Genomic DNA, 14,081 nt, shown 5'->3' with positions numbered 1-14,081 from the left:
TTGACCGGGCGAACCGTTCAGTTCGGATTGTCAGCCAGGAGAATGACCTGAGACAAATCAAAGGCTATCTGCGCCGGCATGCCTACGGGGACCCTGCCAACGACGTCGCCGCCGGGCAGCCGCATTTCGATCGGGCCTAGACCGTCAATGCGCAGGCGCGTGATGGTATGCGAACCCTGGTAGATGTGGGTCAGCACTTCGCCCGTGACCACGTTGCTGCCGGCGTCGGCGGACGTCGCCATGCGGACATGTTCGGGTCGCACGAACGCCTTCACCATCTCGCCAGAGCCGAATTTCCATTCGGGACGGCGCGGTGCGGTCATGCGGATATCGCCTATTGCCAGCGAGATCTCGCGATCTGACGCCTGGTAGATAGCCGCTGGCAAGGCATTGATCTCGCCGATGAACGAGGCGACGAACCCGTTGGCCGGATTGCTGTAGAGATCAATCGGCTCGGCCACTTGCTGGATCTGGCCACGGTTCATCACCACGATGCGATCGGAAAGGCTCAGCGCCTCACCCTGGTCATGTGTCACGAAGATCGTCGTCAGGCCTGTATTGCGGTGCATCTCGATCAGTTCGACCTGCATCTGGGCGCGCAGGCTCTTGTCGAGCGCCGACAAGGGTTCGTCCAGAAGCAGAACCTTGGGCTGGATGGCAATGGCGCGCGCCAGCGCGACACGCTGCTGCTGGCCTCCCGACAGTTGCGAGATACGCCGGCCTTCCATGCCCGACAGCTTCATCATCTCGATGGTCTGCATGACCTTCCGGGTTACTTCGCTCTTGGAGAACTTCCGCTGCCGCAGGCCGAAGGCCACGTTGTCGAAGACGTTCATGTGCGGGAACAGCGCATAGCTCTGAAAAACCATGCCTGTATCGCGGAGGTGGACGGGAACATTGGTGACGTCGACGCCACCGATGTGGATTGCACCGGCACTGGGGTCGATGAAGCCCGCCACCATGTTGAGCAAGGTGGTCTTCCCGCACCCGCTGGGTCCAAGCAAGGTGACGAATTCCCCGGCACGGATTGGCAGCGACACGTTGTTGACTGCGTGGAACGCGCCGAATGTCTTGCTCACAGCCTTGATCTCGACCGAGTGTTCGAGAGCTGTGATGGCGGTCATTTTTTGATGCATCATGGTGCTAAACCTCTAGCGCTTCAGCCGTTGTCGATTCCGAGAATTCGACGGAGGCCGAGGAAATGATTGGCGATGATCATGATGGCTGTTGTCGATAGGATCAGCAGCGCCGATATCGCCGAAATGGTGGGGTCCGCATATTCCCGGATGTAATTGTACATCGCCACAGGCAGCGTTTGCGTGCGGCTCGCCGTGACGTAGAGCGAAGCCGTGAACTCGGTCAGCGACAGGATCGCTGCGATGAGCCAGCCGCCTATCATGCCAGGCAATATCAGGGGCACGGTGATCTTGAACATCACCCTGGTGGGGGTAGCGCCGAGATTGGCCGCGGCGCGGGCGTAGTTCGGGTCGACATTGCTCAAGGAGACGAAGACTGCGCGCGTCACGAATGGTGTCACGAGCAGCAGATGGGCCATGACGATAACGGCAAATCCCTGCGTCAGGTTGAGATGGCTACCGAGCAGGAGGAAGCCAAATCCGGTGGTGAAATGCGGCACGATCAGAGGCGACCACAGCGCGGCTTCAAGAAGACCGCGACCACGGAAATTGTAGTGGAAGATCAGATAGGCGAAACTTGATCCAAGCAGCATGGCAAGTGTCGACGACATGCCCATGACGATCAAGCTGTTCTTGAAGGCCGCCTGAAAGTCCGGATATGTCAGCGCCTTTTCATACCAGCGCAGCGAAAAGCCGCTTGGTGGAAACGCCATCACCTCGGTGGGGTTGAATGACGTCGCCACGACGACCACGGCGGGCAGCGTCATGTAGACCAGGATGGCGACCACAGCCGTCCAGAACAGAATGCTTCGCATGTTCGTACCCTTGCTCATGACGTCGCCATATTCTGCTCGAGGCGGGCCGTGAGGAGTTTCATCAATGCCAGGCTTCCAAGCGCGGCAAACAATGCGACCAGACTGAGAACCGCGGCAAAAGGCAGGTTGAATGACGAGAAGCCCTGGAGATAGACGACATTGGAAATCATCAACACCTTGCCTCCGCCTATCAATTGAGGTGTCGAGAAGGCGCTCATCGTCCAGGCAAAGACCACCACGAAGCCGGAGAGAATGCCTGGCAGAGTAAGTGGAATGGTGACCCACCAGAAAACCGTGTTGGGCGTGGCGCCGAGATTTGCCGCGGCCTTTTCGCAGTCGCGATTAATCTGGCTGATCGCGGTCGCCAGCAGGATGATCATGACCGGCATGGCAAACTGCACCAGTGCGATGACGACACCCACCCGCGTGTACATGATAGGCACGGACCTATCGATGACACCCAGCGACTTCAGCGCCGTGTTGACGACACCGTCCGAGCCAAGCACCAGCATCCAGGAATAGGTGCGCACGATTTCGCCTGTGAACAGTGGCGTGATCGCCAGGACGACGAGCACTGACCGCACCCAGTTCCGCTCGGCGCGCACCAATGCAAACGAAATCGGGTAACTCAGCAGCAGGGCGAAGAACGCCGTCGCAAAGCTCAGAATGAACGTGTCGAGCAAAACCCAATAATAGATGGGCCGATTGATACGGGTGAAATTCTCCAGCGTGAAGCCCCCGACATTCAGCGAACCCGGAACGAATTCAAGGAAGCTGTATTTCAGGACGTTGAACATCGCTGCGGCGAAAATCACCGCGACGAGCACCGCAGGAACGAGAAATTGCACGAAGAAGGGGCGCTGTCTGGTCATGGCCGTTGGGCAGCGCACAAGGCGCTGCCCATCCTTTCAGCTGGTTACTGCATCATGTTTTCGGTGAACCAGGTCTTCCACTGCGGAAGAAGCTTGGCGTAGGTCGCATCGTCGAGCACGATGGCCTGGGTCTTCCACTGCTCGTCGGTGGTGAAGATGCCCGGCAGTTTCGCCAACTCTTCCGATATCTTGGCCTTGCGGTTCATGGGCGAGCATTTGTGGAATTCACAGATCTCCTGCTGGACGATGGGGTCCAACGCGACGTTGATGAACTCGTGCGCGGCATCCAGCTTCTTGGTTCCGGTGTTGATGCCCAGCGCACCGATGCCAACCACGGCCCCTTCCTTGGGGATGGCGATCTCGATCGGCAGGCCCTGCTCGATGAGGTGGTAGCCGTTGATCGACAACAGCACTTGCACAGGCGTCTCGCCGGTACGGATGAGATCCTGGCTGGTCGCGTCGGACTGGTAAAACGCCTTGATGTTGGGCTTCAGAGCAGTCAGCTTGTCGGTGGTGCTTTCCCAATCGGCCGGGCTCTTGCCTTCCATGACCGATGCGGCAATGACGATGTGGCTGGGATCAAAATCCGGCAGGCCCAGATTGCTTTTCATAGCATCGTCCCAGAGCACCTTCCATGAATCGATCTTGAAGCCGGCGGGCATGAGATCGGTGCGGAAGGCCGGCGAATAGACGTAGGAGTAGACACCCATCTCGTAGCCGCCTCGATCGCCGGCCGGGTAGAGGTCGGCGGCGTTCGGAATCTTGCTCATGTCGAGCTTCTCGAACAGGCCATCCGACTGGTAAAGGGCACCCACATGCGAAGTCGTGTAGGTTACGTCCGACTCGGGATTGCCCTTGGCGACCTTGGCCTTGGCCAGTCGATCAAGCGTACCGCCGGTAATGAACTCTACTTCCATGCCGGTTCGCTTGGTGAATTCCTTGGCGATGATGGCCGTGCCGTCCTTCCAGTTGCCGCCCCAGGTGCTGACGACCAGCTTCTCCTGTGCGATTGACTGTGTCGCCAACGATGCCAGCGCCACGGCACCGATGCCAATCCAGAAATTCTTCATTGCATGCTCCTCATTTTTTCATTGTTTGTTTATTGACACCATCGTTGTCAGGCATCGCGTTCCCCAGCGATGCGAGACAGCGCAAACCTCAGGGTTTTTCCCCGAATTTAGTAACCCCTTTGCGGATCGACCTGATGAAGGGGTGGTTCGCCGCGACGCACGCGCCTTATGCTCTCGGCCACATCGCGAACCGCCAGGGCCGGCACGGTGATGCTGGCCAAATGCGGCGTTATGAAAACATTGTCCAAAGCCCAGTATGGATGCTCGGGCGGCAGGGGCTCGGCACCGAAGACGTCAAGCGTTGCTTCGCCGATGGCACCCGATCTGAGCGCTGCCACCAGGGCCGCCTCGTCGACCACGGCACTGCGCGATACATTGATGAATTTGGCACCTGCGGGCATCAGCGCCAGTTCGCGAGCTCCCAGCAGAGCCTGTGTATCGTTTGTGGCAGGAAGCATCGAAACGAAGATTTCGCAGTCGCCAAGCAGGGTTTCGAGCGAGCCGCGCCCGGCATGACACTCAACGCCTGGAATGGTCTTCAACGTGCGTGACCAGCCGCGGACGTCATAACCCATGTCGGCAAGCGATTTGGCTGCGTGGGCGCCGAGTTCACCGAGGCCAAGGACGCAAACCTTGATTTCGGCGAGAGGGCGCGGATGGACATAGTGCCACTGACCCCGCCGCTTGGCGCGCTCGAAGATGTGCATGTCGCGGGCATAACGGGTCACCGCGAAGATGACATAGCTCGTCATCAACGACACCATGCCGGGGTCGGAAAGGCGGGTGATCGGGACCGGCACGAGGTCGTCGCGGTTCAACAACGCATCCACCCCAGCACCGAGATTGGTCAAGAGCTTGAGATTGCTGAAGCGCCGAAAGAAGCCCTTGGGCGGCAGCCATGCCAAAGCGTAGTTTATTTCGGCGGGATCGCCGACGTCAGGATCGATGCGGAAATCCAAATCCGGAAGTTCGCTAGCTAGAGCATCCCGCCAAGCCGTTGGGTCATCCACTGGACTGTAAAAGACGAGCGCATCACGCTTCATGCTAAACCCTTTTGCCGGGATCGGTCGCGATTTTGCCACCATGGATGGGCCTTTGTTGAAGCCTATCGAGGCCTGCAAATTGAACCAATCTATCGAAGATGGCTGGTTAACGATGTGACGCAGCGTGACCTTTGAAAAGAACTTTTAGTCGTTCCTTTGGATTGGATATTCCGATCCTGTCGCTGCCAGGCACAACTGGTGAGGGGGGAACGCAGCGAAATCAAGCCGGTGCGCTGCGAGCGGCGACAATAGAAGTCAACGCAACCGCCCATCGTGCAATGCCTAGCTGGCCGGTCGGCTCGGGAGCGATACGCCCCCGAGCTCTGCTGATGCGCGATTTCTCAGTCCCTAGCCACTGACGGAAGCCAGGTTGCCAGTTCCGGAACGGCCATCAGCACCAGCGTAAAGACCAGCGTCACGATGAAAAACGGCATGTTGGCCCGGAACACCTTGAGCTGATCGCACTTGGCAATGCGCCCGGCAATGATGAGCGACATTGCCACAGGTGGCGTAACCTGGCCGATCACCACCGCCATCACCATCAGAACGCCGAAATGCAACAGGTCGATATCGAACGCGATGAGGGTCGGCAGGAGTACGGGCACAAGGACCGGGATCAGCGGATCGAGGAACATGCCGGCGATGATGGCGATGACCATCAAGGCGCACAGGCGTAAGAAGAGGCTGTCGCCGATGGCTAGAACGTCGATGAAGGAAGCAAGCGTGGCCGGAATATGCGCGGCCGAAAGGACCGACCCCAGCGCAGCCGAGAGGCTGACGATCAGGAGCAATTCTCCGGACAACTGCACGGCCGCCACGGTGGCCCGGTAAAGACCCATCCAGTCGATCGAGCGATAGACGAACAGCGCCAGGAACGCGGCATAAACCGCGCCGAATGCTCCGGCTTCCGACGGCGTGAATATCCCCAAGACCAGACCGCCAACGATGATGCCCGGCATGCCAAAGGCGAGGCTGGCGGAAAGGGCCGCACGCCTGATCTCTGCCAGGGAGAAGCGGCCGAATGTCGGATAGCCGTTCTTGTGCGCCAGATATCCGACAGTGATCATGAACAGGATGCCAAGGATAACGCCAGGAATAAGTCCGGCTAGGAACAGCGCGCCAAGCGAGGTTCCCGTAACCGCCGAATAAAGGATCGCAGGCGAACTCGGGGGGATCAATGGACCGACGCCGGCGGATGACGCGCTGACAGCCGCAGCAAAGGGTGCGCTGTAGCCCTCCTTCTTCATTTCCGGAATGAGGATCGAGGCGCTACCGGCAAGGTCCGCAGTAGAGGAGCCTACCATGCCACCAAAGAAGATGCTGGTCAGCACGTCGACCTGTGCGAGGCCGCCCTTCATCCAGCCGACCAGCGATCGGGCAAAATTGAACAATTTGCCGGAAATCCCGCCTGCGTTCATATAGATGCCCCCAAGCACGAAGAGCGGGAACGAAATGAGCGTATAGCTGCTCATGCCGGCGACCATGTTCTGTGGCAGGACGAGGCCCCATTGGCTGCCGAGGACAATGCTGATGGTGACGGCGATCATCAGCGCAGCAATCATGGGAACGCCTGCGACCAGGAAGGCCACAAGCGAAGCGATGCCTATTGAAGCGCCGATCATGATAGTCCCCCTGCATTGGCACCGGTTTCGCCTGGATCGACCGCGTCGTTGCGACGGAAATGGCCGATCGCCTCGGCAAGGAAGGCAAGGCAGATCAGCCCAGCGCCGATGCACATGGCCGAGGTGAACCAACCCTTCGACACCGACAGATAGACTGAGCGATCCGCCCCGAAGAGCGAAAGATAGTTGAACGATACCAGCGCCAGATAACCGAAGGCGACGGTGGAAAAAAGTTCAGTGCAGACGAGCAGAAGCCGGCGCGAACGCGGCTTGAGCTGGTCGATCAGGAAGCCAATGCGGATGATCTCCCGCCTGCGTACCGACAAGAACATGCCGAGCATGGCGAGCCAAGGCACCAGGGCGATGACGACCTCGTCCGCCCATATGATCCCGCTGTTGAGAGTGTAGCGCAGGAAGGCATTGGCGAATACCAGCAGGGTGATGGTTGCGAGGACCAGCACGCCCAGGAACTCCATCACGCCGTTTATCCATTTGTCCGCCGTGGTTTCATCGACCGGACCTGCAAGCTCGGCCTCGATCGAGGCCTTGGTGATGGCGTGCGCAAGATCGGCACGCAGTTCGCTGTCGCGAACGGTCATGGAATCTCCTCCCAGGAATTGGCAAGATCGCTTGGCTGGCGCCGTCGCCTTGCGACGACGACGCCACCCGATGATCACTTCGCGGCGGCAGCCTCGAGCACGGCCTTGGTAAGGTCGGCTCCGGCGATACCCTCCACCGAGGCATAGATCGCCGCGGAATCGGCCTGGAATGCCGGCCGGTCGATCTCGTTGATCGCGATCTTTCCGCCAGCCTTGAGCTTGTCGAGCAGATCTCGGTCCTTTTGCTCGCCGATCTTGCGAAGCTCCACCGCCGCGTCAGCCGCGGCCTCCTTGACCAATGTCTTTTGAGCGTCGCTCAGGCTGTCGAATTTCGAGCCGTTCATCACCAGGGTAACCGGCGTGTAGACATGGTTGGACAACGACAGATAGGCCTGCACCTCATGCATCGAATTCGAAACGATGTCGTTGAGCGGGTTCTCCTGGCCGTCGATGGTCCCACTTTGCAGGGCAAGATAGATTTCGCCGTAGTTCAGCGAGACCGGCGTGGCACCGAACGTCTTGAACGTCAGCATGCGCGCCTGGCTGCCTGGAACCCGCAATTTCACACCTCTCAAGTCTTCTGGCTTGGTGATCGGGCGGACATTGTTGGTAATCTGGCGGAACCCCATTTCGCCGAACGCCAGCACTTCCACACCAGCCTTGGCCCGCATGGACTGGCGAAGCTTTTCGCCGATCTCGCCATCGAGCAAACGGGCAACATCGCCGCGATCGCCAAACAGGAAGGGAAGTTCGAACACGGCCCAGGACGGATCGAGCTGCACGGCGTCGGACCCCATCGGAGTGACGTCGATCTGGCCGGTGCGGATCTGCTGCAGATGGACATTCTCGTCGCCCAGCGCCGCACTGTGATGAAAATCGCCTTTGAGGTCATCGCCCAGCTTGGCCTTGAGCTTGTCGGCCATGGTCTGCAGGAGCAGTGTGTCCATGGTCGCGGCGGGTGAAGGACTGGACATCCTCAGCGTCAGCGTCTCCGCGCTAGCTGGTGCGGCAAACAAGGCCGCTCCGAGCAAGAAAAGACCGCTTCCGGTGACACGCTTTACGATATTGAGCATTTCAGTTCCCCATTTTTTGCTTTCTTGAAATGTCTAAAGGTACTTCTGGACGAGCGTTTCCTTGAGCCTTTCGCGGTTGAGAGTGACGCCGAAGCCGGGCGCGTTCGGAATGGCGACCCGACCGTTCTCCGCCTTGGGCGCGTCGATGAACATCTGTTCCTCGACCTGCTCCGACCCGAGATGGATTTCTGCCAATGTGCCGTTGCGGAAGCCGGCTACGTGATGCAGGCACCAGATGCCGCCGCCGCCGGCGTCGGACAAAGGCTTGTTGTAGGCCTGGGCAAGATGGGCGACCCTGCGGGTCTCCGTCATACCGCCATTGTACATGCTGTTGGGCATGAAGATGTCTATGGCATCGTGCTCCACCCACTCCCGAAAGCGAAGCACATGGCCATCCATTTGGCCGGCCGAGAACGGGATCGTCGTGCGCTTGCGCAGCATGCCGAGGTCGCGAGCATCGACCCGGCGCAGCGGATCTTCGAACCAGGCGATGTTGTAATCCTGTATCATCGGACACAGGCGCATCGCGTTTTCGGCGTTGAGGCTCTCGTTAGCATCGACCGCAAGCAGGATGTCGTCGCCGATCGCTTCGCGTACCATGCGCACACGCCGAGCATCCTCAACCACGCCGCCCTTGGAACCCACGAGCATCTTGAGCCGTGTGTGCCCCTTGCCGATCAAGCGGCGCGCCATCTCGATCAACTCGTCCGTGCTATAGGCGAGGAACCCATAGGTCACATAGGCGTCGGCGTAGTCCTTGTGTCCGCCCAGCAGTTGCGCGACGGTGCGGCCACTCTGCTTGCCGATAAGGTCCCACAACGCCAGGTCGACACACGACGATGCAGAAAGATTGATGCCAGTCATCTGACCGCGTTCCGAAAGGATCGGCTGCAATCGGGCATGGACCAGTTCGAGGTCGCGTGGGTCCATGCCCATGATGGCCGGGGCGATGTGATGGGCGACGATACCGGCCACGCCGTGCCAGAGAAACCGCGACGCCATGCCGAAGCCTACGTGCCCGTCGTCGGTTTCGATCTCGCATATGATGCGATAGTCATCCTCGATAGGCTTGTTGATGATCGGGACGAAGTTCTTGAAAGCGTGGATGCTGACCCGGATATCCTTGATTTTCATACTTGTTTTCTACCCTTTCAAATATTATTTGAATGATTGAGGATGAGCGGGTACGGATCCCCATCTGTCTTCTGAGAAGACCATCATTCAGGATCAGAGCTAGCAACGATATATTTCCAATCCAAAAGATCGGAATTCTTAACCTTCGCCTCCTTATTTGCGAACTTGTTGGAGGCTGAAAAGCTGACCGGCTTGCTTTAGGCGCGGCGGCCCGCGAGAATAGCAAGACTGCGCCAAGGCCCACTGGACAAGACCAACAGTGTCGGGGCCGACACAGCCTGCAGGTCGGGGACCAATAAGACTTCATGGAGAAGCAAGGCTTTGTCGGCGGCTCCATCGCAGGAACCGAACGGCAGGCCGATCCCCGAACCACCCGGCGCGCCAACAATGTCAGGTCGAAGGGCCACTCGCACGTCGAGCATGTCTTCGCCGAGTTAAGAGGTTATGGGGTCGTCATTTGAAGGTACCGCACAGGCCACGACGAAGTCTGGCAGCTTGGTCTCGTATTGCGGGGAACACGAAGAAGATGCAGATTTATGATAGATTCTTTGGACTACTATTGATCTCAACGTACCTATCTGAAAACAGCTTTAATTTCTAAAAACATCACCCTAATTCGCCTGTGTATTCTCGCAGTTATACTTCCTACGACTTGGACTTTTCTGCGATTTGACGGACCCTTTTTGCAAGCACGCTTGCCAGCTGATGCCAGAATCTCGTCATCACCGGGCTTCATAGAAATCATATTCGCTCTCCAATTAGGCGCTTTATCCTGCTATCCTCTTCTAGAACCCGAGATAATTTGGCGTCGCAGAATCAAATTTGTCTGGTTCAGCATCATATAAACTTCGTTTTGATGCATTTCCGAGCACGCTATACGCATAATCAAAGTGATATTTCAGACCAAAAACCTTCACTATCAGACCACTTATTCCACAATTGGGCAGATTTGAAACTTTTTCTACATAAGCGTTATTTATTTCATCGGGCGTTGCATTGCGTCCAACACCTAAGACCTCGTATAAAGCTGTACCTGTCATCACTTTGACTCGAAGCTCGAAATAATCCACGCTGACGTTGAACCCCCTGCGTAAAATTACAAAACACCTTTTCCGAACCAGTAACTCAAGAATCCTGATGCAGGCCCAGTTGCCAGATCGTTCGACAAGTGACGTGCCAAACAGCCGCTAGCCACAACAAAGGCCGAGCAAAAGCGGCGCGCATTCATCAGGATAAACTCCAGCCCCAACGCGCCCAACGATGCTGCAAAATCCTTGCCTGGACGCCCTAGAGTCGCGCTGCATAAAACGTTCAACGGTTCATCCTGACCTTCTCGACCTTTAGCGCGCAGTTCAAAACGCTCTGTGCTTCCCCATCTCCTGTGACGGCAGGGAAAGTAGCGCTGCAGCTGGGCAAGGCTTCACTCCTTCGCTTCTGAGGAAGCGTCCCTTGCGGGTACTGATCAGCGATGAGTCCGCCTGCCTTGGATCCTTTGCATTGTTCTTCGAAGCTACCTGCCAAACTGTTCGAAGAGATCAGCGATCTCTCCCATCGGTTTGTTGGCCAACGCCAAGCACAACAGGACCCGCGCCTTCGGGCCCCGCAGGCGCCCGGCAAAAAACGCCCCGGCATCCTCAAGGTCCCGTCCGCCACCGTCGCCATAAAGCGGGAGCACCCGGCCTTCGGGACAGCGGGAAGCGACAACAGTGACAATGCCCTTTTGGCTTGCCCGGGCCACCGCTGCGACCACCGCAGGAGTAGCGTTGCCGCGGCCGAATGCCTCGAGCACTATGCCGCGAGCGCCCGACGCCACTGCGGCGTCAAACAGGCGGCTGTCAGCCCCCATCGCAAGAGTAATCAGATCGACGCGTGGCTCGATAAGTTCGGCCTTGATTCTCGGATAGCCCGAAAGCCGCCTGGTGATCAGGACCGCACCGTGGTCGACCTCTCCCAGCGGCCCGAAAGCGCTTGAATCGTATGCCGCCAAGCGCGAGGTATGCACCTTGGTGGCATCTATGGCGGCCAGCACCTTGCCAGCGAACACGACCAGCGAACCGAGGTCGCGGGCATCGGGCGACGCAGCCACGGCGATGGCATCTGCAAGGTTACGGGGTCCGTCCGCATCGGGCTGGTCGGCGCCACGCTGAGCACCGGTGAAGGCGACCGGTTTGGGTGACGAAACGACAAGGCCAGCGAGGAAGGCACTTTCCTCCAGCGTATCGGTGCCGTGGGTGACAACACATCCGCTGATCGTGTCGTCCCTGAGCCATTTGTCGATCTGGCGTGCCAGGCGGAACGACGTATTTAGGTCGATGCGGTTGCTGCCGACATTGCTGAACTCCTCAACGACAACATCCACGTCAGGCGCGAGCATACCGAGCGTCGACAGCAATTCCTCACCGGTGGCAACGCTTATCAAGGCGTTTTCGTCCGGATCGTAACGCGAGGCAATGGTGCCGCCCGTCGAGACGACCAAGACCTTTTGCCCGCTCCTTCGATCTGTTTTCATTGCCCTCGCCTAGTGCAGGATCTGACTGAGGAAAAGCCGCGTGCGGGCGTGCTTCGGCGCGTCGAAGAAGACAGATGGTTCGGCGCTTTCGACGATCTGGCCGCGATCCATGAAGATGACACGGTCGGCGACACGGCGCGCAAACCCCATCTCATGGGTGACGCAGATCATGGTCATGCCTTCTTCGGCCAGGCCCACCATCGTGTCGAGAACCTCCGTCACCATTTCCGGGTCGAGCGCGGACGTCGGTTCGTCAAAAAGCATCACCTTCGGGTTCATGCAAAGGGATCGCGCAATCGCGGCGCGCTGCTGCTGCCCACCGGAAATCTGCGAGGGGTACTTGTGCGCGTGATCCGAGATCCTGACGCGCGAGAGATATCGCATGGCGGTTTCATTGGCGGCCTTTCGGCTAAAACCGCGCACCGACATCGGCGCAAGCGTGCAGTTTTCGAGGATAGTCAGGTGAGGAAAGAGATTGAAGTGCTGGAAGACCATTCCAACTTCTCGACGCACCTCATCCACCGACCTTGCATCGTCAGTAAGCGCGATGCCGTCGACGACGACCTGGCCGCTCTGATACTGCTCGAGGCGGTTGAGACAGCGGATCAATGTCGATTTGCCGGACCCCGACGGGCCGCAGATGACCACGCGCTCGCCCTTGGCCACGTCGAAATCGATGTCTTTGAGCACCTGGAACTGTCCGTACCATTTGCTGACCGAGCGCATCAAAACCGCGGCATCGGATGCTTTAGCCGGCATTTGCATTGATCAGCCCCTCGCTTGGAATTTCGTGCGGCACGGCCATGCTCAGGGGATCGAGCAGGACGTCCAGTGCGACGGCATCCAGGCCGAGCGACACCGCGACCTCCTTGACGGTCCGGCCGGACGCAAGCGCCTGCTTGGCGATATCGGCGGCCTTGGCATAGCCGACCACCGGCACGAGTGCGGTAGCCAGCGAGATGCTGCCTTGGGCCCCGGCGCGGCAACGTTCGACATCCGCCTCGATACCCGCCACGCATCGCTCGGCAAGATTTGTCATGGCCCGCCCGAGCAGGCGCATTGAAGTCAGCAGGTTGTAAACGATCAGCGGCTCGAACGCGTTGAGCTGCAGCTGTCCGCCCTCAGCGGCCATGGTGACGGCGAGGTCGTTACCGATGACCTGGTAACATACCTGATTGACGGACTCGGGAATGACCGGGTTGACCTTGCCGGGCATGATCGACGATCCGGGCTGGACCGCCGGCAGGCGGATTTCGCCAAGTCCACTGCGCGGCCCGCTCGAGAGCAGCCTCAGATCGTTGGCAATCTTGGAAAGCTTGACCGCGATCCGTCGCAAGATGCCGGAGAATGTCACGAAGGCACCGGTGTCCCAGCTCGCCTCCAGAAGGTTGCTGGCGGCCTTCAACTCAAGGCCTGATATCTTCGACAGCTCGACGATGGCCCGTTCGGCATAGGCGCGTGAAGCATTGATCCGGGTGCCAACGGCGGTTCCGCCAAGGTTCACTTCCTGGAAGAACGAGGCAACCTCCTCCAGCCGGGCTGTATCTTCCCTCAGTGTCGCGGCAAAGGCTTCGAATTCCTGGCCAAGAGTGATCGGGACAGCATCCTGCAGCTGGGTGCGACCAATCTTGACCGTTGTCGAGAACTCGCGCCCCTTCACCTCGAAGGCAGAGATCAGCTTGGCCAAGGCGGTCTGAAGGTCGGAGCAGCTGAGCACCAGCGCCAGCCGAACCGCGGTCGGATAGACGTCGTTGGTCGACTGAGACATGTTCACATCGTCGTTGGGATGGATCGTCTCGTATTCGCCCTTTGGTCGCCCCAGATGCTCGAGCGCGCGATTGGCAATCACCTCGTTGGCATTCATGTTGCTTGAGGTGCCGGCGCCGCCTTGGAAGACGTCCACGACGAACGGGTTCATCAGCTGTCCGTCAATAACGTCGTCGCATGCCCTGACGATGGCCCCGAATTTCGGCTCGGGAAGCTGCCTTGCGACATGGTTGGAAATGGCCGCGGCCTTCTTGACCATGGCCAGAGCGCGGACCAGCGTCGGAAAGTGGCTGAGCGCGATGTCGGAAAGCGAGAAATTCTCGACAGCCCGCAGCGTCTGGATGCCAAAATAGGCGTCAATGGGGACATCCCGTTCGCCCAGCGAATCGCGCTCGCGCCGTGTGCGCGAGCGATTGTCTTCGTGCCCGGTCATGATTGATC

14 protein-coding genes are annotated in these 14,081 nt (G+C 58.7%); 1 reads left to right on the top strand and 13 read right to left on the bottom strand.

Going from position 1 to position 14,081, the window contains the following annotated elements; genetic code table 11:
• Positions 1 to 17: 17 nt before the first annotated feature.
• From GGR00_RS08930 to GGR00_RS08890, 9 genes are all read right to left on the bottom strand, one after another.
• A complete protein-coding gene (locus GGR00_RS08930; RefSeq protein WP_055973790.1) occupies positions 18 to 1,124 on the bottom strand; it encodes an ABC transporter ATP-binding protein in 1,107 nt (368 codons plus the stop codon).
• Between the two features lie 35 nt (positions 1,125 to 1,159).
• Positions 1,160 to 1,969: an ABC transporter permease gene (locus tag GGR00_RS08925; protein WP_055973741.1), complete on the bottom strand. Its 810-nt coding sequence runs from the start codon at positions 1,967 to 1,969 to the stop codon at positions 1,160 to 1,162.
• Positions 1,966 to 2,823, bottom strand: coding sequence for an ABC transporter permease (locus GGR00_RS08920; protein ID WP_055973739.1), 858 nt, complete (start codon positions 2,821 to 2,823; stop codon positions 1,966 to 1,968). The genes GGR00_RS08925 and GGR00_RS08920 overlap by 4 nt, the downstream gene beginning before the upstream one ends.
• A gap of 44 nt (positions 2,824 to 2,867) precedes the next feature.
• Entirely contained in the window at positions 2,868 to 3,893 is a 1,026-nt protein-coding gene (locus GGR00_RS08915; RefSeq protein ID WP_055973736.1) for an ABC transporter substrate-binding protein, read from the bottom strand.
• Positions 3,894 to 4,000: 107 nt separating this feature from the next.
• Positions 4,001 to 4,936 carry a 2-hydroxyacid dehydrogenase gene (locus tag GGR00_RS08910; protein WP_184699251.1) on the bottom strand — a complete coding sequence of 312 codons (936 nt, stop codon included), beginning with the start codon at positions 4,934 to 4,936 and terminating at the stop codon, positions 4,001 to 4,003.
• A 341-nt stretch (positions 4,937 to 5,277) separates the two neighbouring features.
• Positions 5,278 to 6,558 carry a TRAP transporter large permease gene (locus GGR00_RS08905; RefSeq protein ID WP_184699444.1) on the bottom strand — a complete coding sequence of 427 codons (1,281 nt, stop codon included), beginning with the start codon at positions 6,556 to 6,558 and terminating at the stop codon, positions 5,278 to 5,280.
• Positions 6,555 to 7,157, bottom strand: a complete 603-nt coding sequence (locus tag GGR00_RS08900) for a TRAP transporter small permease (RefSeq protein ID WP_184699250.1) — start codon at positions 7,155 to 7,157, stop codon at positions 6,555 to 6,557. Before GGR00_RS08900 ends, GGR00_RS08905 begins: the two co-directional genes overlap by 4 nt.
• Positions 7,158 to 7,231: 74 nt before the next feature.
• A complete protein-coding gene (locus GGR00_RS08895) occupies positions 7,232 to 8,230 on the bottom strand; it encodes a TRAP transporter substrate-binding protein (protein ID WP_156381176.1) in 999 nt (332 codons plus the stop codon).
• 33 nt (positions 8,231 to 8,263) lie between these two features.
• Positions 8,264 to 9,364: a mandelate racemase/muconate lactonizing enzyme family protein gene (locus GGR00_RS08890; RefSeq protein WP_184699249.1), complete on the bottom strand. Its 1,101-nt coding sequence runs from the start codon at positions 9,362 to 9,364 to the stop codon at positions 8,264 to 8,266.
• A 305-nt stretch (positions 9,365 to 9,669) separates the two neighbouring features.
• Here GGR00_RS08890 and GGR00_RS08885 point away from each other — a divergent pair, with 305 nt between their 5' ends.
• The gene (locus tag GGR00_RS08885) at positions 9,670 to 9,825 is read left to right on the top strand and encodes a hypothetical protein (RefSeq protein WP_184699248.1); all 156 of its coding nucleotides are present in this window, start codon (positions 9,670 to 9,672) and stop codon (positions 9,823 to 9,825) included.
• A 324-nt stretch (positions 9,826 to 10,149) separates the two neighbouring features.
• Here GGR00_RS08885 and GGR00_RS08880 read toward each other — a convergent pair whose 3' ends face one another.
• The 4 genes from GGR00_RS08880 to GGR00_RS08865 form a co-directional block, all read right to left on the bottom strand.
• Positions 10,150 to 10,404 (bottom strand): J domain-containing protein, encoded by a 255-nt coding sequence (locus GGR00_RS08880; protein WP_184699247.1) that lies wholly within the window; start codon positions 10,402 to 10,404, stop codon positions 10,150 to 10,152.
• Positions 10,405 to 10,874: 470 nt separating this feature from the next.
• The gene (locus tag GGR00_RS08875; RefSeq protein WP_055973727.1) at positions 10,875 to 11,873 is read right to left on the bottom strand and encodes an asparaginase; all 999 of its coding nucleotides are present in this window, start codon (positions 11,871 to 11,873) and stop codon (positions 10,875 to 10,877) included.
• Between the two features lie 9 nt (positions 11,874 to 11,882).
• The gene (locus GGR00_RS08870; protein ID WP_184699246.1) at positions 11,883 to 12,638 is read right to left on the bottom strand and encodes an amino acid ABC transporter ATP-binding protein; all 756 of its coding nucleotides are present in this window, start codon (positions 12,636 to 12,638) and stop codon (positions 11,883 to 11,885) included.
• A complete protein-coding gene (locus GGR00_RS08865; protein WP_055973721.1) occupies positions 12,622 to 14,073 on the bottom strand; it encodes an aspartate ammonia-lyase in 1,452 nt (483 codons plus the stop codon). Before GGR00_RS08865 ends, GGR00_RS08870 begins: the two co-directional genes overlap by 17 nt.
• Between the last annotated feature and the right edge of the window lie 8 nt (positions 14,074 to 14,081).

The sequence above is a fragment of the Aminobacter aganoensis genome, from assembly GCF_014206975.1.
GTDB lineage: Bacteria > Pseudomonadota > Alphaproteobacteria > Rhizobiales > Rhizobiaceae > Aminobacter > Aminobacter aganoensis.
Note: the sequence above shows the minus strand (reverse complement) of the source record. Positions and strands in the feature narration are given on the sequence as shown.